The organism is Streptomyces sp. JK94, assembly GCF_053613315.1.
On the sequence record NZ_JBSICH010000007.1, the window covers coordinates 357,952 to 377,979 of the forward strand.

The 20,028-nt window shown below is 75.1% G+C and carries 24 protein-coding genes and 1 pseudogene; 11 read left to right on the forward strand and 14 right to left on the reverse strand.

From position 1 onward, the window contains the following. Nucleotides 1-88 precede the first annotated feature (88 nt). Nucleotides 89-1,477: a hypothetical protein gene (locus tag ACVV2G_RS08230; RefSeq protein ID WP_453841930.1), complete on the reverse strand. Its 1,389-nt coding sequence runs from the start codon at nucleotides 1,475-1,477 to the stop codon at nucleotides 89-91. A 113-nt stretch (nucleotides 1,478-1,590) separates the two neighbouring features. On the opposite strand from ACVV2G_RS08230, the gene ACVV2G_RS08235 reads away from it, so the two are divergent. Beyond that, nucleotides 1,591-2,829 carry a molybdopterin-dependent oxidoreductase gene (locus ACVV2G_RS08235; RefSeq protein WP_453841931.1) on the forward strand — a complete coding sequence of 413 codons (1,239 nt, stop codon included), beginning with the start codon at nucleotides 1,591-1,593 and terminating at the stop codon, nucleotides 2,827-2,829. A 397-nt stretch (nucleotides 2,830-3,226) separates the two neighbouring features. Here ACVV2G_RS08235 and ACVV2G_RS08240 read toward each other — a convergent pair whose 3' ends face one another. The 3 genes from ACVV2G_RS08240 to ACVV2G_RS08250 are packed head-to-tail and all read right to left on the reverse strand — an operon-like array spanning nucleotide 3,227 to nucleotide 5,423. After that, a complete protein-coding gene (locus tag ACVV2G_RS08240; RefSeq protein ID WP_453841932.1) occupies nucleotides 3,227-4,060 on the reverse strand; it encodes a class I SAM-dependent methyltransferase in 834 nt (277 codons plus the stop codon). After that, entirely contained in the window at nucleotides 4,057-4,692 is a 636-nt protein-coding gene (locus ACVV2G_RS08245) for a TIGR04282 family arsenosugar biosynthesis glycosyltransferase (protein ID WP_453841933.1), read from the reverse strand. Before ACVV2G_RS08245 ends, ACVV2G_RS08240 begins: the two co-directional genes overlap by 4 nt. A 2-nt stretch (nucleotides 4,693-4,694) precedes the next feature. After that, a complete protein-coding gene (locus ACVV2G_RS08250; RefSeq protein WP_453841934.1) occupies nucleotides 4,695-5,423 on the reverse strand; it encodes a glycosyltransferase family 2 protein in 729 nt (242 codons plus the stop codon). Between the two features lie 113 nt (nucleotides 5,424-5,536). Here ACVV2G_RS08250 and ACVV2G_RS08255 point away from each other — a divergent pair, with 113 nt between their 5' ends. Together ACVV2G_RS08255 and ACVV2G_RS08260 are read left to right on the forward strand one after the other, a co-directional pair. Beyond that, nucleotides 5,537-6,286: a response regulator transcription factor gene (locus tag ACVV2G_RS08255; protein ID WP_453841935.1), complete on the forward strand. Its 750-nt coding sequence runs from the start codon at nucleotides 5,537-5,539 to the stop codon at nucleotides 6,284-6,286. Nucleotides 6,287-6,288: 2 nt separating this feature from the next. Then, nucleotides 6,289-7,401, forward strand: a complete 1,113-nt coding sequence (locus ACVV2G_RS08260; protein ID WP_453841936.1) for a sensor histidine kinase — start codon at nucleotides 6,289-6,291, stop codon at nucleotides 7,399-7,401. A gap of 161 nt (nucleotides 7,402-7,562) precedes the next feature. On the opposite strand, the gene ACVV2G_RS08265 is transcribed toward ACVV2G_RS08260, so the two are convergent. Beyond that, a complete protein-coding gene (locus ACVV2G_RS08265; protein WP_453842051.1) occupies nucleotides 7,563-7,682 on the reverse strand; it encodes a DUF397 domain-containing protein in 120 nt (39 codons plus the stop codon). On the opposite strand from ACVV2G_RS08265, the gene ACVV2G_RS08270 reads away from it, so the two are divergent. Together ACVV2G_RS08270 and ACVV2G_RS08275 are read left to right on the forward strand one after the other, a co-directional pair. Further along, on the forward strand, nucleotides 7,649-7,825 hold the full coding sequence (locus ACVV2G_RS08270; RefSeq protein ID WP_453841937.1) for a hypothetical protein: 177 nt from the start codon (nucleotides 7,649-7,651) through the stop codon (nucleotides 7,823-7,825). The genes ACVV2G_RS08265 and ACVV2G_RS08270 overlap by 34 nt on opposite strands. Before the next feature lie 212 nt (nucleotides 7,826-8,037). Next, the gene (locus ACVV2G_RS08275) at nucleotides 8,038-8,172 is read left to right on the forward strand and encodes a hypothetical protein (RefSeq protein ID WP_453841938.1); all 135 of its coding nucleotides are present in this window, start codon (nucleotides 8,038-8,040) and stop codon (nucleotides 8,170-8,172) included. 43 nt (nucleotides 8,173-8,215) lie between these two features. Here the strand turns inward: ACVV2G_RS08275 and ACVV2G_RS08280 are convergent, their stop codons facing one another. Continuing rightward, a complete protein-coding gene (locus ACVV2G_RS08280; protein WP_453841939.1) occupies nucleotides 8,216-9,217 on the reverse strand; it encodes an NAD-dependent epimerase/dehydratase family protein in 1,002 nt (333 codons plus the stop codon). Between the two features lie 213 nt (nucleotides 9,218-9,430). On the opposite strand from ACVV2G_RS08280, the gene ACVV2G_RS08285 reads away from it, so the two are divergent. From ACVV2G_RS08285 to ACVV2G_RS08295, 3 genes are read left to right on the forward strand one after another with little or no spacing between them, the layout of a single operon-like run. Continuing rightward, entirely contained in the window at nucleotides 9,431-9,853 is a 423-nt protein-coding gene (locus ACVV2G_RS08285) for a sortase-dependent protein (protein WP_453841940.1), read from the forward strand. Then, a complete protein-coding gene (locus ACVV2G_RS08290) occupies nucleotides 9,850-10,479 on the forward strand; it encodes a class F sortase (RefSeq protein WP_453841941.1) in 630 nt (209 codons plus the stop codon). Before ACVV2G_RS08285 ends, ACVV2G_RS08290 begins: the two co-directional genes overlap by 4 nt. 39 nt (nucleotides 10,480-10,518) lie before the next feature. Continuing rightward, entirely contained in the window at nucleotides 10,519-11,010 is a 492-nt protein-coding gene (locus ACVV2G_RS08295) for an RNA polymerase sigma factor (RefSeq protein WP_453841942.1), read from the forward strand. 87 nt (nucleotides 11,011-11,097) lie between these two features. Here the strand turns inward: ACVV2G_RS08295 and ACVV2G_RS08300 are convergent, their stop codons facing one another. Further along, nucleotides 11,098-11,442: a hypothetical protein gene (locus ACVV2G_RS08300; protein WP_453841943.1), complete on the reverse strand. Its 345-nt coding sequence runs from the start codon at nucleotides 11,440-11,442 to the stop codon at nucleotides 11,098-11,100. Nucleotides 11,443-11,466: 24 nt separating this feature from the next. Between ACVV2G_RS08300 and ACVV2G_RS08305 the strand changes: the two genes are divergently transcribed. Then, complete coding sequence (locus tag ACVV2G_RS08305; protein WP_453841944.1) at nucleotides 11,467-11,820, forward strand: DUF952 domain-containing protein; 354 nt, start codon at nucleotides 11,467-11,469, stop codon at nucleotides 11,818-11,820. A 194-nt stretch (nucleotides 11,821-12,014) separates the two neighbouring features. Here ACVV2G_RS08305 and ACVV2G_RS08310 read toward each other — a convergent pair whose 3' ends face one another. From ACVV2G_RS08310 to ACVV2G_RS08320, 3 genes are all read right to left on the reverse strand, one after another. Next, nucleotides 12,015-12,332 (reverse strand): SCO5918 family protein, encoded by a 318-nt coding sequence (locus ACVV2G_RS08310; RefSeq protein ID WP_453841945.1) that lies wholly within the window; start codon nucleotides 12,330-12,332, stop codon nucleotides 12,015-12,017. 48 nt (nucleotides 12,333-12,380) lie between these two features. Then, nucleotides 12,381-13,907, reverse strand: a complete 1,527-nt coding sequence (locus ACVV2G_RS08315; RefSeq protein ID WP_453841946.1) for a DEAD/DEAH box helicase — start codon at nucleotides 13,905-13,907, stop codon at nucleotides 12,381-12,383. Between the two features lie 277 nt (nucleotides 13,908-14,184). Next, a complete protein-coding gene (locus ACVV2G_RS08320; protein WP_003975209.1) occupies nucleotides 14,185-14,388 on the reverse strand; it encodes a cold-shock protein in 204 nt (67 codons plus the stop codon). Nucleotides 14,389-15,371: 983 nt separating this feature from the next. Between ACVV2G_RS08320 and ACVV2G_RS08325 the strand changes: the two are divergent. Continuing rightward, nucleotides 15,372-15,788 (forward strand): annotated as a pseudogene (locus tag ACVV2G_RS08325) (DUF5933 domain-containing protein); the annotation flags it as partial. Beyond that, the gene (locus ACVV2G_RS08330) at nucleotides 15,737-16,063 is read left to right on the forward strand and encodes a hypothetical protein (RefSeq protein ID WP_453842058.1); all 327 of its coding nucleotides are present in this window, start codon (nucleotides 15,737-15,739) and stop codon (nucleotides 16,061-16,063) included. The pseudogene ACVV2G_RS08325 and the gene ACVV2G_RS08330, both read left to right, overlap by 52 nt. Here ACVV2G_RS08330 and ACVV2G_RS08335 read toward each other — a convergent pair. The 4 genes from ACVV2G_RS08335 to ACVV2G_RS08350 all read right to left on the reverse strand — a co-directional run bounded on the left by ACVV2G_RS08335 (nucleotide 16,036) and on the right by ACVV2G_RS08350 (nucleotide 19,738). Beyond that, complete coding sequence (locus ACVV2G_RS08335) at nucleotides 16,036-16,809, reverse strand: polysaccharide deacetylase family protein (RefSeq protein ID WP_453841947.1); 774 nt, start codon at nucleotides 16,807-16,809, stop codon at nucleotides 16,036-16,038. The two genes, ACVV2G_RS08330 and ACVV2G_RS08335, sit on opposite strands and share 28 nt — an antisense overlap. A 444-nt stretch (nucleotides 16,810-17,253) precedes the next feature. Next, a complete protein-coding gene (locus ACVV2G_RS08340; RefSeq protein WP_453841948.1) occupies nucleotides 17,254-17,631 on the reverse strand; it encodes a DUF1330 domain-containing protein in 378 nt (125 codons plus the stop codon). Between the two features lie 515 nt (nucleotides 17,632-18,146). Next, nucleotides 18,147-18,875 (reverse strand): dienelactone hydrolase family protein, encoded by a 729-nt coding sequence (locus ACVV2G_RS08345; RefSeq protein WP_453841949.1) that lies wholly within the window; start codon nucleotides 18,873-18,875, stop codon nucleotides 18,147-18,149. 278 nt (nucleotides 18,876-19,153) lie between these two features. Further along, complete coding sequence (locus ACVV2G_RS08350) at nucleotides 19,154-19,738, reverse strand: TerD family protein (RefSeq protein WP_453841950.1); 585 nt, start codon at nucleotides 19,736-19,738, stop codon at nucleotides 19,154-19,156. Nucleotides 19,739-20,028: the final 290 nt, after the last annotated feature.

Genomic DNA, 20,028 nt, shown 5'->3' on the forward strand with positions numbered 1-20,028 from the left:
TCGCGTCATACGGAGCAGGGCCCGCACCGCACGGTGCGGGCCCTGCTCCGTATGCGTGCGCCCGGCCGGCCGGTCTGCGTGCGCCCGCCTACCAGCCGGTCGCCAGCAGATGGTTGAGGAGCAGGGCCAGGACGGCCTGCGCCGCGAGCCACCCCCGCCGCCGGGTGAGGAACGCGCCGGCCGGCAGCAGCCACAGGGCGAAGGGCAGCCAGATGCGTTCCGTCTCCGCCTTGCTCATGCCGGACAGGTCGGCGACCAGCAGGGCGAGCAGCCCGGCGGCCACCAGGAAGGCCGCCCGGACGTCCTCGGCGTTCACGCCCTCACCGCGCCGCAGGCCCAGCCCGCCCTCACCGCGCCGCCGGACCAGCACGCCCGCGGCGCGCCGCAGCCCCGCCACCGTCGCCAGGCCCGTGATGAGCACCGTGCAGGCGAGGTTCGCCCACACCCAGTAGCCGTAGGGGCGGATGCCGGCCGCCCCCTGGTAGTAGCGCTCGACCAGCAGGCGGTACGCCTCCCACCAGTCGAACCCGGCCGCGGTGAACGCCACCGGCACCACCGCCATCCCCGCCAGCAGCGGCACGAACAGCACGGGACGCTCCCGCACCCCGCGCCGGCCGAGCCACAGCACCGCCGCCCCGATCACCGCGAACAGCGTCAGCCCGTACGAGAGGTAGCAGGTCAGGCCGAACAGCAGGCCCGAGCCCGCCGCCCACCACAGGGAGCGCCCGGTGACCGCGAGGGCCAGCAGCGCCACGGCCCACGCGGCGACCGCCGCGAAGTACCCGTCGGCCGACGTGCCCATCCACACCGCGGCCGGTGCCAGGACCAGGAAGGGCGCCGCCCGCCTCGCGGACCGCTCGCCGGCCAGCACCCGCACCGCCACCAGCACCGCCACGCACGCCGTCGCGCCGACGGTGACGCACCAGACCCCGGCCCAGCCCTCGCCGCGCAGCCCGATCCGGTCGAGCAGCACGAAGGTGAGCGTGGCCGCCGGGGGGTGACCGGCGACGTGCGCCGGCCAGTTGTCGGGGGAGTCGATCAGGATGTGCCGGGTGAAGTCGCGCAGGGTCGCCGGGACGTCGTGCCAGCGGTCGATGACCTGGAGGTACTCGAAGCGGGTGGTGAGCCGGACCGCGACGCCCCGGTGCCAGCCGTCGACCAGCGCGAGGGAGAAGGTCCAGGCCGTCGCCGTCGCCCAGGCCGTCGCGAGCAGGGCGCGCCAGGGCAGGCGGGCGGCGACGGCCGGGCCGTACGCCGCCACCCCCACCGCCACCAGGACGGCCGCGGGCGTGCCGGGGCCCACGTGCGGGTCCCAGCGCCCGACCAGCGGCGGCCAGCCGACCAGCAGGGAGCGGTCGGTGGCCTGGAGGTGGCGGCCGATCAGCACGGCAGCCGTCACGAGGAGCACGGCGGCCAGGACGGCGTACAGGTCGCCGGGGGCGCGGAGCCCGCGGAGGGCGGGGCGGTGGCGGGTCACACCGGCACGGTAGGCCGGGAGATCGCCGGGACGGTGGTGCGCACGGCGGACGTCAGCGTTTCGTCATGGGTCGCGGTCCGTCCTCGGGGCCGGTCCCGGCCTACCGTCGGGACATGCGCGACCCCGCCTCACGGCTCCCGTCCGCACCGGGCTTCTGGCGCAGCCCCGTGCGCGGCCCACGGTTCACCTCGGTGCTCGGCCTCGTCCTGCTCGCCGGCGTCACCGTGCTGTTCCTGACCGGCCTGCTCTCCTACACCGCGTACAACCCCGGCCTGGACCCGGTCAACGACAAGACCCCGGACCGGGGAGTGCTCGGCTTCCACCTCTTCGCGTGGCCGACCGACCCGGTCTGGCTGTACCGCCTCACCCAGGGCGTCCACGTCACCCTCGGCCTCACCCTGATCCCGGTGCTGCTGGCCAAGCTGTGGTCGGTCGTGCCGAGGCTGTTCACGCTGCCGCCGGCCCGCTCGCTCGCCCACGCGCTGGAGCGGGTCTCGCTGCTGCTGCTGGTCGGGGGCGCGCTGTTCACGTTCCTGACCGGTGTGCTCAACATCCAGCTGGACTACGTCTTCCCCGGCTCCTTCTACCCCCTGCACTTCTACGGGGCCTGGGTCTTCTTCGCCGCGTTCCTCGCGCACGCCGCGCTCAAGGTGCCGGTGGCGCTGCGCAACCTCCGGGCGCTGCGCGAGGACCGCGACGACGACCTGGTCGCCCCGCGCCCCGATCCGCCCACCGTCTCGCGGCGCGGGGCGCTGTGGCTGGTCGGCGGCGGCTCGCTGCTGATGTCCGCCACGAACGCCGGCCGCAGCTTCGACGGGCCGCTGCGGGAGACGGCCGTGCTCTCACCGCACGGCGGACCCGAACCCGGCAGCGGCCCCAACGGCTTCCAGATCAACAAGACCGCCGCCTACGCGGGCATCGACCCGGCCGAGACGCGCGAGGACGCCTGGCGGCTCGTCGTCACGGGCCGTACGGGAACCGTCCGGCTCGGTCGGGCCGCACTGCTGCGCATGGAGCAGCACGGCGCGGCGCTGCCCATCGCCTGCGTCGAGGGCTGGTCGACGTCCGACCAGTGGTGGGGCGGGGTGCGGCTGCGGGACCTCGCCGCGCTCGTGGGCTTCGAGGAGGACCCGCCGGACGTGTTCGTCGAGTCCCTCCAGCGGCGGGGTGCCTTCCGCCGCGGCGCCCTGCGGGCCAACCAGGTGGCCGACCCGCGCTCGCTGCTCGCCCTGCGCGTCAACGGCGAGGCGCTGAGCGCCGACCACGGGCACCCGGCGCGGATCATCGTGCCCGCCGCGCCCGGCGTGCTCAACACCAAGTGGGTGGCCCGGCTGACGTTCGGAGACCTGTGAGGGACCACGTGCGCGGACCGAGGTCCGGGGAGTCCGCCGGGGAGCCGTCCGGGAAGCCCGCCGGGAAGCCGTCCGGGAGGCGGCGCGTGCCGCGGCCGGTGATCGGCAGCCCCTTCCAGCTCCTGCTGCTCGCCTGCTCGTTCGCGCTCGCGGGCTACGCGGGTGTGCGGCTGCTCGCCGGTGACCCGCTCGGCGTGCTGCTGTGGTTCGTGGGGGCGGCCCTCCTGCACGACCTGGTGCTGCTGCCCCTGTACGCGCTGGCCGACCGGGCGGTCGTACGCGGGCTGGGGGCGGCCGGGCGCCGCGGGTGGGCGCTGTACGTGCGGGTCCCGGCCGCGTTCTCCGGGCTGCTGCTGCTCGTGTGGTTCCCGCTGATCAGCGGGCGGGTGGACGGGCGCTACCGGTCGGCCACCGGACTGTCGGCGCAGGGCTTCACGGCCCGCTGGCTGCTGATCACGGCCGTCCTGTTCGGCGGCTCGGCGCTGCTCCTGGCGCTGCGCAGTGCGAGGAAGCGGCGCCCGCCCGACGTCCACTGAGCGACGGTCCGCCAGCCCGCGGCGCCCGCGTGGCGGGCCAGGGCGGCCACGCCGATCCGCGCCCAGGGGAAGGCGCTGCCCGCCGTACGGCCGTCGGTGACGCCGACGACCTGCACCTCGGCGCGTTCGTCGACGTCCGCCTCGGCCGCCTCGGCGATGAGCAGGCCGCCGGGCACCAGCAGGGCGGCGACGCGGGCCAGCAGGGTGCGGGGATCGCCTCCGATGCCGACGTTGCCGTCCATGAGCAGGACGGTGTCCCAGCGTCCCTCACCGGGCAGCGGGTCGAAGACGGAGCGCCGCAGCGACGGGCCCCCGAGCCGCCGGGTGCGGGCGACGGCCGCCTCACTGACGTCGATGCCGAGGACGGTCCGGCCGCGGGCGGCGAGTTCCGCCACCAGCCGTCCCGGGCCGCAGCCCACGTCGAGCACGGCCCCCTCGCACCGGTCCAGCGCCTCCAGGTCCGCCGCATCGGCCCGCGCGCACCAGCGCTCCACGTCCAGCGGCAGCAGCCAGCCGTCCGTGCGGCGCAGGAACAGCGGGCCGCGGCCGGCGCGCAGGGCGGCGGCGTAGGGGTCGGAGGCGGCCCAGGGAGGCGGGGCGGCGGTGCGCGGCGCGGGTGCCTGGGGGCGGCCGGGGGCGCCGGCCGGCCGGCCGTTCGCCGGGCCGCCCGCCGCCCTGCTCAAGGCCCCGCTCATCGGCCCGCCCGTCCGTCCGCGGACGCCGTGGACGCGGCCAGCCGGGCGGCGAAGCGGCTGTGCGGGGCGCGGGCGGCGACGGCCCGCGCGTCGGCGGCGGTGTCGACGTCGCGCAGCCGCGGCAGGTCGCGCACCAGCAGCCCCGCCGAGCGCAGCCGCTCCCGCTGCACCGCCCCCGTCGTCGGCGTCGACATGGGCACGCCCCGCAGCAGCGCGGGGTCGGGGCGGGCCAGGCCCAGGGCCCAGAAGCCGCCGTCCTCGGCGGGGCCGAAGTACGCGTCGCAGCCGGCGAAGTCGACGCCGAGCAGCTCCGGCGTCACCTGCGGGGTGTCCATCCCGATCAGCAGGGCGGGCCCCGCGCACCCGGCGAAGGCGTCCGCGAGCCGTGCGTCGAGTCCGCCCGCGCACTGCGGTACGACGTCGAAGCCGGACGGCAGCCAGGGGCCGGGGGAGCCGTCGAGCACCAGGACCCGGCGCCGCGCGCGGGCCGCCGCCACGGCCCGCAGGGTGTCGGTGAGGGCCGCCTCCGCGAGCGCGGCTGCCTCGGCGGGGCTGTGGGGCGGGGTGAGCCGGGTCTTGACCCGGCCGGGCCGGGGCTCCTTGGCGATGACCAGGAGGGTGGTGCTCACCATGCTCAACGTGAGTTCCCTTCGTGGGCGGCGTCATGCGGGAGCGGGCCGGCCGGACGCTCGGCGAGGACGTCGCGCATGTCCCGGACCGCGTGCCAGGTGCCGCGCCAGGTCCCCGTCACCTTCGAGGCCCCGGTGCGCGGCAGGTAGGGGACGTCGTGCTCGGTGACCGTCCAGCCCGCGTCGGCGGCGCGCACCACCATCTGGAGCGGGTAGCCGCTGCGCCGGTCGGTGAGGCCGAGGGCGAGCAGCGGCTCGCGGCGGGCGGCGCGCAGCGGGCCGAGGTCGTGCAGGCGCAGGCCGGTGCGGCGGCGCAGCATCCGGGCGAGGGCGAGGTTGCCGGCCCGGGCGTGCGCGGGCCACGCGCCCCGGCCTCGCGGGCGTCGGCGGCCGAGTACCAGGTCGGAGGTGCCGGCGCGGATCTCGCGCACGAAGGGCTCCAGCAGGCCCGGGTCGAGAGAGGCGTCGCAGTCGCAGAAGCAGACGACGTCGGCGGTGGCGGCGGTCAGCCCGGCGTGGCAGGCGGCGCCGAAGCCGCGGCGCGGCTCGGTCACGACCGTGGCGCCGAGCCCGCGGGCGAGGTCCGCCGAGCCGTCGGTGGAGCCGTTGTCGACGACGAGCGCGCGCCAGCCGGCCGGCACGCGGGAGAGGACCCAGGGTAGCGCCCCGGCCTCGTTGAGACACGGGAGCACGACGTCGACGGGCGGAGCGGGCGAGATGGTCACGGCTTTCACCCTACGAACCGGAATCGGGTGAACCGGACTTCCGCTCCTTACGAAACGCGGACGTCCCGGCCCCGGCGCCCCGGCCGGCGACGCCGGGGGCCGCACGGTGCGAGGCTGTGCCCATGCGCCAGCAGCAGCCGTACGAGTCCGCTCCCCGGGACCCCTCCCCCGGCCCGGCCGGGTCCGCCCGGGTCCTGGTCGTCGACGACGATCCCACGGTCGCGGAGGTCGTCGCCGGTTACCTGGACCGCGCGGGGTACGTGGTCGACCGGGCCGCCGACGGCCCCGCCGCGCTCGACCGGGCCGCCGAGCACCGGCCGGACCTGGTGGTGCTGGACCTCATGCTGCCCGGCATGGACGGCCTGGAGGTGTGCCGGCGGCTGCGCGGCAGGGGGCCCGTGCCGGTCGTCATGCTGACCGCCCGCGGCGACGAGGACGACCGCGTCCTCGGCCTGGAGGTCGGCGCCGACGACTACGTGACCAAGCCCTTCAGCCCCCGGGAGCTGGTGCTGCGGGTGGAGTCCGTACTGCGCCGGACCCGGCCCGCCACGGAGGCGCGACCGCTCGGCGCGGCCGGCCTGACCGTCGACCCGGCCGCCCGGCGGGCCACCAAGGAGGGCGTGGAACTCGCCCTGACCCTGCGCGAGTTCGACCTGCTCGCCTTCTTCCTGCGCCACCCGGGCCGGGCGTTCACCCGGGAGGAGCTGATGCGCGAGGTGTGGGGCTGGGACTTCGGTGACCTCTCCACCGTCACCGTCCACGTCCGGCGGCTGCGCGGCAAGGTCGAGGACGACCCGGCCCGGCCCCGGCTGATCCAGACCGTGTGGGGCGTGGGCTACCGCTTCGACCCGGCCGGCGTGGAGGCGGACTGACCGTGCGCGACACCCTCCTCATCGCCCTCTACGCCTTCGCGGGGGCCGCCGCCGCCGGACTGGCCGGGGCGGGCGTACTGCGACTGATCCGCCGGCGTTCACTGACCGCGTCGCTCGCGGTGGTCGCGGCGGTCGCCGTCCTCGCGATGCTCGCGGGCACCCTCGCCGTCGCCTGGGCGATGTTCCTGTCCCCGCACGACCTGTCCGTCGTCACGACCGTCGTGGCGATGGCGGCCGTGGTGTCCCTGGCCACCGCACTGCTGCTGGGCCGCTGGGTGGTCGCCCGCAGCCGGGAACTGACCGCCGCCGCCCGCTCGTTCGACGACCACGGCGGCTACGCGGCCCCCACCGTCCCGGCCACCGCCGAACTGGACGCGCTCAGCCGCGAACTGGCGGCCACCAGCGACCGGCTCAGGCAGTCCAGGGAGCGGGAGCGGGCCCTGGAGGCCTCCCGGCGCGAACTGGTCGCCTGGATCTCGCACGACCTGCGCACTCCGCTGGCCGGTCTGCGTGCCATGTCCGAAGCCCTGGAGGACGGCGTCGCCGCCGACCCCGCCCGTTACCTGAGACAGATCCGCACCGAGGTGGAACGCCTCAACGGCATGGTCGGCGACCTCTTCGAGCTGTCCCGCATCCACGCCGGCACCCTCCCCCTCGCCCCGGCCCGGATCTCGCTCTACGACCTGGTCGGCGACGCCCTCGCGGGCGCGGACCCGCTCGCGCGGGAGCACGGCGTGCGGCTGGTCGGCGACGCGGTGGCGGCCGTGCCGGTCGAGGTCGACGGCAAGGAGATGAGCCGGGTCCTCGGCAACCTCCTGGTCAACGCGATCCGCCGGACGCCCGCCGACGGCACGGTGGCGGTCGCCGCCGAGCCCTCGCCGGCCGGGGTGGTGCTCTCCGTCACCGACGGCTGCGGCGGCATCCCCGAGGAGGACCTGCCGCGCGTCTTCGACACCGGCTGGCGCGGCAGCCACGCCCGTACCCCGCCGGCCGGGGCCGGCCTGGGCCTCGCCATCGTCCGGGGCATCGTGGAGGCCCACCGCGGGCAGGCCACGGTACGCAACATCCCCGGCGGCTGCCGCTTCGAGGTGACCCTGCCCCTGGCGGACGCCTGAGAGCGTGTCGGGCGACTGACCGTTTGCGGTGTGGCCCTCCCCGAACCACCTGGGAAGGGCCACACCGCGCTCCGGCCGAGGCCGCTCAGCCGGCAGTCTTCGGAGCGAAGGCCGCGAAGCCGATCGGGACCGTGCCCATCGCACCACTGCCATAGGGATGGTTACTGGCGGTCGAGCCGTCCGGGAACAGCGTCGTCCGAGAGCATCAGCCCGACGAACGAGGCCCAGGCGGCGGTCGGCACAACGAGTGCGGGACCGGTCCTGTCCTTGCAGTCCCGGATACCGACAAGACCCCACCGAGGAACTGCGCCTTCTCATCGCCCCGCGCGACGAGGAGACAGCCCCGGGCGAGGCGCTGTCGTACGGGCGCCGGTACGCCTTGGCGATCCTCGCCGTCCTCGACCTGATGGGAGACGACGCGTGAGGCGCGCTCCCTTCCCAGACGCCGGGCCCTTTCCCGCCGGGGCCCGACCGTCAGCCCGGCGCTGGGGGAACACGGCTCCTCTCCTTCTCCCCGAGGAGCCGTACCGCCCCGGCGCCGGGGTGACCCCTCGCCCTCACGCTCAGGCCCGTGCCTGCGCGCTCCTGAGCCGGGCGCGGTACCGACGGCGGCCGAGACCGGTCGTACACAGCCTGGTGGCTGCTGACGAGCTGCGGTTCGCCGAGCTGTCCAGCTCCTCGCCGGTACCCGCCGAGGAGCTGGACAGTGACAACCACGACCATCACGACACCGACCGAACCGGGCGTCGGCAGCCCCGGACCGGATGCTGAACCGGCCTACGGGCAACTGCCGCGCTGCCGGGTGGCCGGGTGTTCACTCCCCCCGCAGCCCGGCCCGCGCGAACTCCCGCATCCCCTCCGCGAACCCCACCCGAGGCCGCCAGCCCAGCTCGCCGCGCAGCCGCGCGGAGTCGGCGGTGATGTGCCGTACGTCGCCGAGGCGGTACTCGCCGGTGACCACGGGCTCGGGCCCGCCGTACGCGGCGGCCAGGGCGGCGGCCATCTCGCCCACGGTGCGCGGCTCGCCGCTGCCGGTGTTGTACGCCGTGAGCGTCCCGGGCGGCGGTACGGCCTCCAGCGCCGCGACGTTCGCCGCCGCCACGTCCCGTACGTGCACGAAGTCCCGGCGCTGGCGGCCGTCCTCGAAGACGCGCGGGGCCTCGCCGCGGGCGAGGGCGGAACGGAAGAAGGAGGCCACACCGGCGTACGGGGTGTCGCGCGGCATCCGGGGCCCGTACACGTTGTGGTAGCGCAGCGACACCGCCGTCGCGCCGGTCGTCCGGGTCCAGGCGGCGGCCAGGTGCTCCTGCGTCAGCTTGGTGGTCGCGTACACGTTGCGCGGATCGGCCGGGGCGTCCTCGCCGACCAGGCCGGGGGAGAGGTCCTCGCCGCACACCGGGCACAGGGGTTCGAACCGGCCCGCGTCCAGGTCGGCGACGGCACGCGGCCCCGGCCGCACCACCCCGTGCCGGCGGCACGCGTAGCGCCCCTCCCCGTACACGACCATCGACCCGGCCAGCACCAGCCGCCGCACGCCCGCCTCCGCCATCGCCGCGAGCAGCACGGCGGTGCCGAGGCCGTTGCGCGAGACGTACTCCGCCGCGTCGGCGAAACCACTGCCGAGCCCGACCATCGCCGCCTGGTGGCACACGGCGTCCACCCCGGCCAGCGCCCGGCCGACGGCCGCCGGATCGCGCACGTCGGCGCCGGGGTCGTCGCGCACGTCGTAGCCGACGGGTTCGTGCCCGCGCGACCGCAGCGCCTCGACGACGTGGGACCCGATGAACCCGGCACCGCCGGTGACCAGTACACGCATACGGCCACGCTAGGTCCGCGGGGGCGCCGGACCGGGCGCCCCGCCCGGCACGTCACGGCTCCGTAAGGAGGAGGGGCGGACGCGGTCCGCCGGTGGCTTTACCTTTTCTTTGCAACCCGCTCCGGTGCCGCCTCGTCTCTCCGTCCGATCCCCCACCCGCGCGACACCCGTGCGCCCCGCGCGCACACCGATCCGACGAGAGAGAGCGACCCGATGCGCCGCACCATCCTCAGCGCCGTGGCCCTGGCGTGCACCGCCCTGCTGGCCGGCACCGCACCCGCGTTCGCCGACGACCCCACCGCGGCCCCCGCCTCCGCATTCGCCACCCCGAGCCCCGGCACGGACGGGAACGAGGCCCCGTCGGTCTCCGACGGTTCACCGGCTCCGGCCGAGCCGACCGCCGCACCGGCTCCGGCCGAGCCGACCGCCGCACCGGCTCCGGCCGAGCCGACCGCCGCACCGGCCGAGGGCCAGGTCTCCGCCGTGCCCGAGGGCGCGCCCGACACCGGGGCCGCGGCGCCGGCGTCCGCCGGGACCGGCGAGAGGGCCGTCGGGGCGGGCGCCGGTGCCGTGCTCGCGGCGGGCGGCGCCGTCCTCTTCGCCGTACGCCGTCGGCGGGCGGCGACCGGGGCATGACCCCGCTCTCCGGGCGCGCCCTCGCCACCGTCGCGCTGGCCGCGGCCCTCGTGGGCTGCGGTGCCGGCCAGGGAGGCGGCCAGACCCCGCCCGCCCGCTCCGCGTACACGGCACCGCCCGCGCACCCCGCCACCGGACCGGTGCGGCCCCTGGGGCGTTCGGTCCCCGTCGGCCTGCGCGTCCCGGCCATCGGCGTCGACACTCCGGTGATGCGGCTGGGACTGGCGGCCGACGGCACGGTGGAGGTCCCGCCGGTCACGGACGACGACCGCGCGGGCTGGTACCGGCACTCACCGACCCCGGGCCAGGTCGGCCCGTCGGTCATCCTCGGCCACGTCACGGTCGGCAGCCACGGGGACGGGGTCTTCCGGCACCTTGCGCGGCTGCACCGGGGCGACCGGATCGAGGCGCGGCTGGAGAACGGCACGGAGGCCCGGTTCACGGTCACCGCCGTACGGACGGTGGCGAAGGCCGACTTCCCGACCGGGGACGTCTACGGGGACGTGGACGTGGACGGACCGGAGCTGCGGCTCATCACCTGCGGCGGCCCGCGGACCGGCGAGGAGTACCGGGACAACGTGATCGTCTTCGCCGCGCTGGACCCGGCGGGCCCCGCGCCCTCCTGACCGGCCGTCCGTGCCGATCCCCCTCGACCATGGAGAACGTTGAAACGGTCCCGTGACAGGGCGGCTTCCGAGCTGTTCGCCGCCCTGTATCCGCGCCTCGCCGGCTGGTGCCGCCGTCTCGTCGACGACGACGGGACGGCCCACGAGATCGCCTCCGAGGCGTTCACCCGGCTCTGGGCCCGCTGGACGTCCGTGGAGGAACCCCGCGGCTTCCTCTACGTCACCGCCGCCAACCTCGTCCGCGACCACTGGCGCAGACTGGAGCGCGAGCGCCGGGCGGTGCGCCGGGTCACCGCGGAGGTCGCCGTGCGCCCGCACCCCGAGCAGACCGACCCGTCGGTGCGGCTGCTCGTGCAGTCCCTGCCGGAGCGACTGCGTGTGCCGATCCTCCTCCACTACTACGCTGACATGCCGATCCGGGAGGTGTCCGTGCTGACCGGGCGCAAGGAAGGAACCGTCAAGGCCGATCTCCACGCGGCCCGCGAACTGCTCCGCGTCCACCTGAGGAGAAGCCTTGACCACACGCCTTGAGGACGATCCCGGGTCCGGGCGGGACGACGACCCGCTGCTGGTCGTGCTGCGTCCGGGCGCCGGCCGTCTGGCCCCCCCGCCGGGGCGCTACGAGGAGATCCGCCGGGCGGCGTCCCGTCGGCGCCTGCTGCGGGCCGCGGCCGGTGCCGCCGCGACCGCTGCCGCCGCCGCCCTGATCGCGCTGCCGTTGCAGGGGGCGGCTCCCCCCTCGCCCGGCCGCCCGACGGCTCCGCCGGCCCCGGCTCCCGCCGCCCCCGCGCCGGTGGCCCCACCGAGCCCGGCCCCGCCCCGCGAACCCTCGCAGGGACCCGCTCCCGAGGATTCCGTCACCCCCACCCCGGCCGTACCGCCGTCGGCTTCGCCGACCACCGCGCCGGCCGAGGGGCCGGCCGCGCCGGCCACCCGGCCCACGCCGTCGGCGTACGAGGGCACGGCCGCCGCTGCTACAACGGAACGATGATCTACCACGTGGTGCCGCTCACCGACTGGAACGCCGACCCCGGCCGGCCGTACGCGCCCGCCTCCCTGGCGCAGGACGGGTTCGTCCACTGCTCGCCCGACGAGGAGACCACGCTCGCCGTCGTCAACGCCTTCTACCGCGCCGCGCCCCGGCCGCTGCTGGCGCTCCTCGTCGACGAGGAGCGGCTCACCGCGGGGTGCGTGTGGGAGGCGGCCGTTCCCGCCCCGCCGCCCGGGGTCCCCGGGGGCACCCTGTTCCCCCACGTCTTCGGGCCCGTCGACCGTGCGGCCGTCCAGCGCGTGCTGGAGGTCCGGTGGGACGCCGAGGGCCGGGCGACGGGGCTGGCCTGACGGGGCGCGGTGCGAGGGGGCGGGGCCTGACGGGGCGCGTCTGACGGGGCGCGGTGCGAGGGGGCGGGGCCTGACGGGGCGCGTCTGACGGGGCGCGGTGCGAGGGGGCGGGGCTGAAGCGACGCAAGAGGGCGGGGCCGGAAGCTTCCGCTTCCGGCCCCGCCCTCTTGACTCGGTTTGACTCGGTCCTGTGCTCACACGTCCAGGGACGTCGTGCCGCCGAGCAGTGCCGACGCGGTCTGGACCGGCGTGGCGGTGGTGGGCGCCGGCGCGGCGTCCGGGGCGGCGTGGCAGGTGAAGCCGAGGCGTGCCATGGCCCGGGTGACCTCGCCGCCGGAGAAGTCGCGGCGGTCCTGCCGGGTGATGACCTCGCCCACCTGCTTGACGGGGTAGCGGCGGCGGCCGATGGTCACCGACTCACCCGTGACGGGTTCGGGCGTGACGCCCTTCATCGAGTCCAGGACCCCGTCCTTGGTCAGGTCGAACGGGTACCGGGCGATGACACAGCGCATGATGCCTCCACAGGGGGAGAGGGGACGTGGATTGCCGTTCTCTGGGGTCTAGGCCGCCGAGCCGCCGGCGGACTGGTGCCGCGGCCTGCGGCGCGGGGACTCACCGGCGGGCCGGCCCTGGGCGCCACCGCGGCCCTGGCCGCTGCGGCCCTGCGTCGGGTTGCCCTGACCGGTGCGGCCCTGTCCGGAACGGCCGCGGCGGCCACGGGACGAGGAGCCCCCGCCGGACGCGGCACGGGGACGCTCCGCGACCGGCGCGGTGATGACGACCGGGACACCGGACGGGGTCTGCGCGCCGGTGATGCGGGACAGCTCCGTCTCGCCCGAACGGATCGGGGTGACCAGCGGGGTGATGCCGGCCGAGACCATCAGCCGGGTCATGTCGCGCCGCTGGTCCGGGGTGACCAGGGTGACGACGCTGCCGGACTCGCCGGCGCGGGCGGTGCGGCCGCCGCGGTGCAGGTAGTCCTTGTGGTCGCTGGGCGGGTCCACGTTGACGACCAGGTCGAGGTTGTCGACGTGGATGCCGCGCGCGGCGACGTTGGTCGCCACCAGCGCCGTGACGTGCCCGTCCTTGAACTGGGCGAGGGTCCGCGTGCGCTGCGGCTGCGACTTGCCGCCGTGCAGGCCCGCCGCGCGCACGCCGCTCTTCAGCAGCTGCTTCACCAGCCGGTCCACTCGGTGCTTGGTGTCCAGGAACATGATCACCCGGCCCTCGCGGGCCGCGATCTCGACGGTCGCGCGCTGCTTGTCGTCGTCGTGCACGTGCAGCACGTGGTGCTCCATCGTGGTGACGGCACCGGCCGACGGGTCGACGGAGTGCACCACCGGGTCCGTCAGGTAGCGGCGGACCAGCCGGTCGACGTTGCGGTCCAGGGTGGCCGAGAACAGCATCCGCTGCCCCTCGGGGCGCACCTGGTCGAGCAGGGCGGTGACCTGGGGCATGAAGCCCATGTCGGTCATCTGGTCGGCCTCGTCCAGGACGGTGATGGTCACGTCGTCCAGCCGGCAGTCGCCCCGGTCGATGAGGTCCTTGAGCCGCCCGGGCGTGGCGACGACGACCTCGGCGCCGGCCCGCAGCGCGCCGGCCTGCCTCCCGATCGACATTCCGCCGACCACGGTGGCCGACCGCAGGCCCACGGAGCGGGCGTACGGGGCGAGCGCGTCGGTGACCTGCTGGGCCAGCTCACGGGTGGGGACGAGGACGAGGGCGAGCGGACGCTTGGGCTCGGCGCGCCGGCCGGCCGTACGGGCCAGCAGGGCGAGGCCGAAGGCGAGCGTCTTGCCCGAACCCGTGCGGCCGCGGCCGAGCACGTCGCGGCCGGCCAGGGAGTTCGGCAGGGTCGCCGCCTGGATCGGGAACGGCGAGGTCACGCCCTCGGCGCCGAGCGCGGCCAGCAGACGGGCGGGCATGTCCAGTTCGCCGAAGGACTCGACGGCGGGCAGCGCCGGGGTGACCGTCTTCGGCAGGGCGAACTCGCCCTGCGGGGCGGCCGGCCGGCGCCCGGAGGTCTGGGAACGGCGGGGGCCGCCGCCGCCCGAGCGTCGGCGGTCGTTGGTGCGTACGCGGTTCATGGGGAACCTTCCTTGATATGGCACGTATCAAGGGAGACCCGCAGCGGAAGAGCAGCGCAGGGAATCGCAAGAACGAGCCGGCCCCGGTCGGTCTCGGCACGGGAAGCCGATCGGACCGGGAGAAACGGGGGACACGGGAAAACGGAATACGTGGTGCGGAAATCGGGGCGGGAATCAGAATCCCGCGGGGCGCTCTGCGCCCGGAAAAGCGGCGAGCTGGGGCCCGCACCCCTAGGTGCGGGCCCCAGCTGCGAAGTGCGCGTGCGCGTGGTGTGCGTCAGGCGGGAGTGATGTTCTCGGCCGTCGGGCCCTTCTGGCCCTGCGCGATGTCGAACGTCACCTTCTGGCCCTCGAGCAGCTCGCGGAAGCCCTGGGCGTTGATGTTCGAGTAGTGGGCGAAGACGTCGGGGCCGCCGCCGTCCTGCTCGATGAAGCCGAAGCCCTTTTCCGCGTTGAACCACTTGACGGTGCCGGAAGCCATGCTTTCTCCTTCGGTACGGTGCTCGGAGTTCACCCTGTGTGAACTCCGGTCGCCGTGATCACCCCGTCGGAAAACCTTCAGGCAACCACAACTGCAACTTCCCACGACACTAGCACGACGTGATCGGCCGGTCGCTTGCCATAGTGTGGGCCCGGCCGGGACGTGCGGGCCGGGTGAGGAATATTCCCCGGGCCCGCGGTCGGTTTCTCATGTGAGGACGGCAGATAATTCCTCGCGGCGGCCACAGGCTCGTCGTCCGCTCCGTCCTTCCGTACCGCCATGACCTCGCACGACGGCGATCCGGGCGGCCTTTGCCGCCGTCCGGCTCCGGGCAGCGTCATATGCGGCGATATCCACGCACGGAGACAAAGGACACGTCGGCCGCACGGGTGCGGCAACCGGTCGGTCTGCGAGGAGCGGCGCGGGCCCGGCGGCCCCTGGCGGCGCGGACACGAACGCCGTCGGCTCCGTGCCCCTCGAAGCGGCCGATCCCGCCGCCGTCGCCCGCTTCCGCTCCGCCGCCTTCGGCCTGGGCCCGGCGCGCGTGCGGGCCGCCGAGGTCCCGCGACCGGCTTCCGCGGCTTCACGCCGTCGCTCGTGGGGCTTCGGGGGCGCGTACGTCGAGTCCGCCTCCGCGCCGGGTGCCGTCGAGCTGTCCCTGTTACGGGCGCCGAGCGCCGGCCAAGGCCGCCGACGCCCCCGCCGAAGGCACCGCCTCACACCGCCTCGCACCGCCTCGTGCTGTCCGGCGCCGGGGGAATGGCCCCCGGAATCCGTATTCACCTCGACTTACCGAGCCGGAACCCGCGATGTAACCGTTCCGTCTTCCCTGCCGGAGGGAGAAAGGGCGAAAGGGTGATCCGTCGCACTTCGCCCTCCGTCCCCTTTCGGCAGAGAAGACGCGCTATTGCTCACGACTGGCGACCGCCGTAAACGGTGACCATTCACTTCAAAACGAGCATATCGAATAAAGAATGAGAGGCATGTCATCACGGGTGATTTCGCGAATACATGGCAGAACGGTGCCTTCTGCCTCGGTTCGGCCACGGACCGGACTGTGGGTCGCGGCGGGCGCGGCGACCCTCGGTTTCCTCGTCGCGCTGGAGATCGCCGCCCGTCGCTACGGCCTGCCGGGGCCGATGACCACCCAGGCGAAGGAGGTGCTGTTCGCCCCTGCGTCGGGGCCGCTCCTGTACGCCGGCATGGCGTTGACGACGGTGGTGCCGGACCGGCGGCAGCGGTTCGTCGCGCTCGGTTGCGCGGTCGGTGCCGACGTCGTCTTCGCACTGGTGCGGTGGGTGGCCGATGCCGGGGTGACCCCAGGTTCCCACTTCGGCAACGGCGCGCTGTGGGTGATGCTGGGCTGTGCGGTCATCGCCGTCACGCGGCGCTGCGCTCGCTCGACCGCGGCTGGGACCGGTCCGGAATCCGGCTGGTCGCCCACGGGACGGTGGTCTTCGCCGCGGTCCTGCTGTCGGCCCGCCACCTGTCGGTGGAGATGGCCGCCCGCCCGTGGGTGTTCGGACCGCTCCTCATCATGGCCATGGCCATGGCCTCGGTGGTCCACGGCTACGTGCGGACCACCCGGTGCGGGGCGGTGCGGTGCAGGGGGCCAGGTGCGGGGCCGTGTGCCGAGCGCCGCCGCGCTCAGCGCACCGGGAAGCCGAAGGAGTAGCCCTGCTCCTTGAGCCGGGGCAGGACGCGGCTCAGGGCTTCGACGGTCTGGGAGCGGTCGCCTCCCGCGTCGTGGAAGAGGAGCGTCGGGCCGTTGGGAAGCTCCCGCTCGACGGTGGCGACGATGGCGTCGGCACCCGGCCGTTCGAAGTCCTTGGTGTCGACGTTCCAGCCCAGCGGGCGCATCCCGTGGGAGGCGGCCAGCTTCCGGCTGTAGGGGGTGAAGGCTCCGCCCGGCGCCCGGTAGTACATCGGCCGTACGCCCCCCGACGCCTCGATGATCATGCGTTCGGCGTCGAGGATCTCCCGCGACTGGTAGGCCTCGGACTTGCGGTCCATGGCGGTGTCGTGCGACACGGAGTGGTCGCACAGCCGGTGCCCGGCCGCGACCACCTCCTTCACCAGCTCCGGGTGGGCCTGCGCCTGCGTCCCCGTCACACAGAACGTGGCCTTCACCCCGTGTTCCCGCAGAAGGTCGAGCACGCGCGGGGTCCACGTGGGGTCGGGGCCGTCGTCGATGGTGACGTTGACGCCGCGCGGTCCCGCGTCCGAGGCGTGCGCGATGGTCACGTCGACCGGCGCGCCGTCACCGCCGGGCGCGGCCGGCGCGGACGCCTTCGGGGCCGCGCCACCCTCGGGACCGGCCTGCGCCGTCCACACCGAGGCGCCGACGGCGAACATCGTCACCCCGAGCGCCGCCCCGGCCACCTTGCCGTACCAACCCCGCCCACCGCCGTGCCGTGCCATGTCCGCCCCGCCTTCGCACAGTGCCCCGCTGCTCCTCGGTCCCCTCGGTACCACCTGACAGGACGGCGGGCGGCGGCCACGGGATGCGTCCGTTACCGAGCGCGGACGAATCCGGGGGAGTTCACGGACACCCCGGAACCCGGTGGGCAGCGGGCGGGATCGCACCGGGAACCCGACGGGGCCACGGCACGGGGCTGCCGGCGGACCGCGGCTGACGGGCGGTCACGGGCGGGGCCCCGTGGTCGGGGCCCGCGGCGGGTACGCCGAGCGTGCGCTCGCGGCCGGCCGGCCGTCTCCTCGAAGGCGCCGGGCGGCACGACCGCCGCGTCCCCCGGGAGTGCTGCGGAGAGGACCGAGGGCACGTCGCGTACCGGTCCCGACACCGGTGCCGCCCTCGGCGACCGACGATGCCGGGCCGGAACCGCGGCGGTGGCGACGGGGTGCTCAGTTCCCGCGGCGCCGCGTCCAGGGAACGGTCGGCTGGAGCACGGCTTCGGTCAGGGCCCGGCTCCGCAGCGCCGTGATCTCCTGGTACCCGGGGTCGGTCACCATGCGGTGGAACGCGTCCCGGCTGGGGTAGCGGACCAGCAGGACGGCATCCCACGCCTGCCCGTCCTCGGCGACCAGCGGCGAGCGGCCGTCACCGGCGTAGAGCAGTTCGCCGCCGTACCGCTGCAGGAAGGGCGCGGCTCGGCGGGAGTACTCCTGGTACGAGGCACGGCCGTCCGGCGCGAAGCGCAACAGGTTGAGCATGACGACGGGCTCGTCCGGGGCGTGCGCACGCAGTGCCGCGAGCGCGGCTCCCGAGGGGTCGACGGCCATGGAGGTCTCCCAGTCAGAAGGGCCGACACGGGCAGCGGACACGGCTCGGCGCCCGCCTCGCACCGGTGGACGACGCAAGGTTAGAGGAAAGCGTCCTCGCTGCATACCATCTGGTCGGTACGGTGATCGGGACGTACGGCCCGCCACCCGGCCCGGCCCGCGCCAGTGGTTGCGACGGGCGAGGACGCGGAGCCATGCCGCGCGTCCCCGCCCGTCGCCGTCGGCCGTGCACATCGCCCGTCGGCCGTCGCCGTCGCCCGTCGCCCGTCGCTGTCGGCTGTCGGCTGTCGCCGTCGGCCGTGGACGTCAGGCTCCGCCTGACCCGGGGCGGCGCTCCGGACCGGTCGTCACGTCGGGCACCGGCCCCGCCACCGGCACCGGGCGTGAACCGTTCGCCGGTGACTCGGCGCCGGCCGCGCCCGCCGGTGACGCGGCCGTGGCGGGCCGTACCGGGAACGGCGGCGGCTCACCGTGCTCCCGGCCTCGACCGCGTGCCGGACGGCACGGACCCCGCGTCAGGTCAGGTGCCGGGTGAGGAACCGGGCCGCGGCGTCCCCCGCGAACTGCGGGACGCCGGTGTGCCCGCCCATGTTGGCGTGCAGTGTCTTCTCCTCGGAGCCGAAGGCGTCGAACAGGTCCAGGGCCGCCTGCCGGTCGTTCCCCTCGTCGTCCCACTGCAGCAGGACGTGCAGCGGAATGGTGACCCGGCGGGCCTCCTCGAACACGGCGCGGGGCACGAAACTACCGGCGAACAGGACAGCGGCCGAGATACGCGGCTCGACCACCGCCAGCCGGGTCCCGAGGGAGATGACTCCCCCCGAGTACCCGACCGGACCGCCGATCCCGGGCAGCGACAGGAGGGCGTCCAGGGCGGCCCGCCATTCCGGGGCCGCCCGGTCGACCAGGGGCAGGACGAGGGCGTCGATGATCGCGTCGCTGACCGGCTCGCCGGCCTCCATCACCCGGCGCAGGTCGGCGCGGGCCCGTTCGGCGGCGGGCCAACGGGGCCGGTCGCCGCTTCCGGGCAGTTCGATGACGGCCGTGGCGAAGCCGTCCGCCGCGGAGCGCCGGGCCCGGGCCACCAGCCGGGGGTACATCGTGTGCAGTCCGAGCGGAGGAGGGCCGAGCAGGATCAGCGGTGCCGGTGCGGATGCGGGCGTCCACAGGATGCCGGGGATCTCGCCGAGGGTGAACGTCCGCTCGAGGAGAGCCTCGTCGAGACGCCGTTCAGAGGTGAAGCGCATGGTCGTGCCTTTCGGGATGGCCGTGGAACGGCGCTCCCGGACGACCTATCGCCCGACCGTGACCCCGGAGGGGAGCACCCATGTCGAAACGTTCACGGGTACCACCTCCTCGCTCTCCTGCACGGCCTCCGGAAACGTAACAGTGGCCGCCGTCCTGCCGCCAACGGCTTTCCGGCGAAGGCCCGGTGGCCCCGGTCGGCCGCGGTCGCAGCAGTACAGGATGCCCGTCAAGAGCCGACGTTCCGCACCGGCAAGACGCGATCGCCCCGGGCCGTCGGCTACTTGCTGACCGCGAAGCGCATCAGGGCGTGCTCGTCGCCCTGCTTGACCTTCCCCGTCTCGTTGACGACCTCCAGCTTCCAGGTGCCGTCCACCCGCACGGCCTTGGCCACGGCGCAGGCGTTGTCCTGGCTGAGCAGGCTGGGCCAGATGTCGGCGACCTGCTGGGTGCTGCCTCCGGTGGCGTCGTAGACCTTGAAACTGATGTTGCGGGCCTTCTGGAAGGAACTGCCCTTCTTGTAGGCGACCGCGACGAACGCGATCGACGTGATCGGGGCGGGGAGCCGGGCGAACTCGACGGTCACCGTCTCGTCGTCGCCGTCACCGTGCCCGGTCTGGTTGTCGCCGCTGTGCAGGAGCGAGCCGTTGCCCATGGGGTCCAGGGAGTCCAGGCCGGCGAGGCGTACCGGGTCCCCGCCCTGCAGGGCGACGGCGATCAGGTCGAGGTCGGTGCCGGTCTTGCGGCGCAGCTTGCCGAGCACCCCGCCGCTGCTGCCGGCGGTCGGGTCCCAGGAGACGCCGATGGTCAGGTGGGTCACCCCGTCCAGGTCCGCGGGGCCGTCTTCCTTCGTCAGCGTGATCATGTTCGAGTCGTCCTCCGTTTTCGTGCCTATGGCACAGAGTCTGCCCCGCGCTCCCCGTTCCCGGCGCGGCGGGTGCCGTCATCGTGCGACCGGGCCGTCCGAGAGGCCGGCCCGGCGGATCGGTCTGAGTGAACCGGCTCCGGTGGTCGTCGTTCTCGGGGTCGGGAGGGGGCCGGAGCGGATGCGCCCGGCGGGCCGGGCCGCACGCATCCTCCGGAGCGAGAAGAAGGCGCTGAAGGACGGTGAGCAGTGAGCCGAGCCGGCTCGCAGGGAGAGCGAGCCCTGCTCCG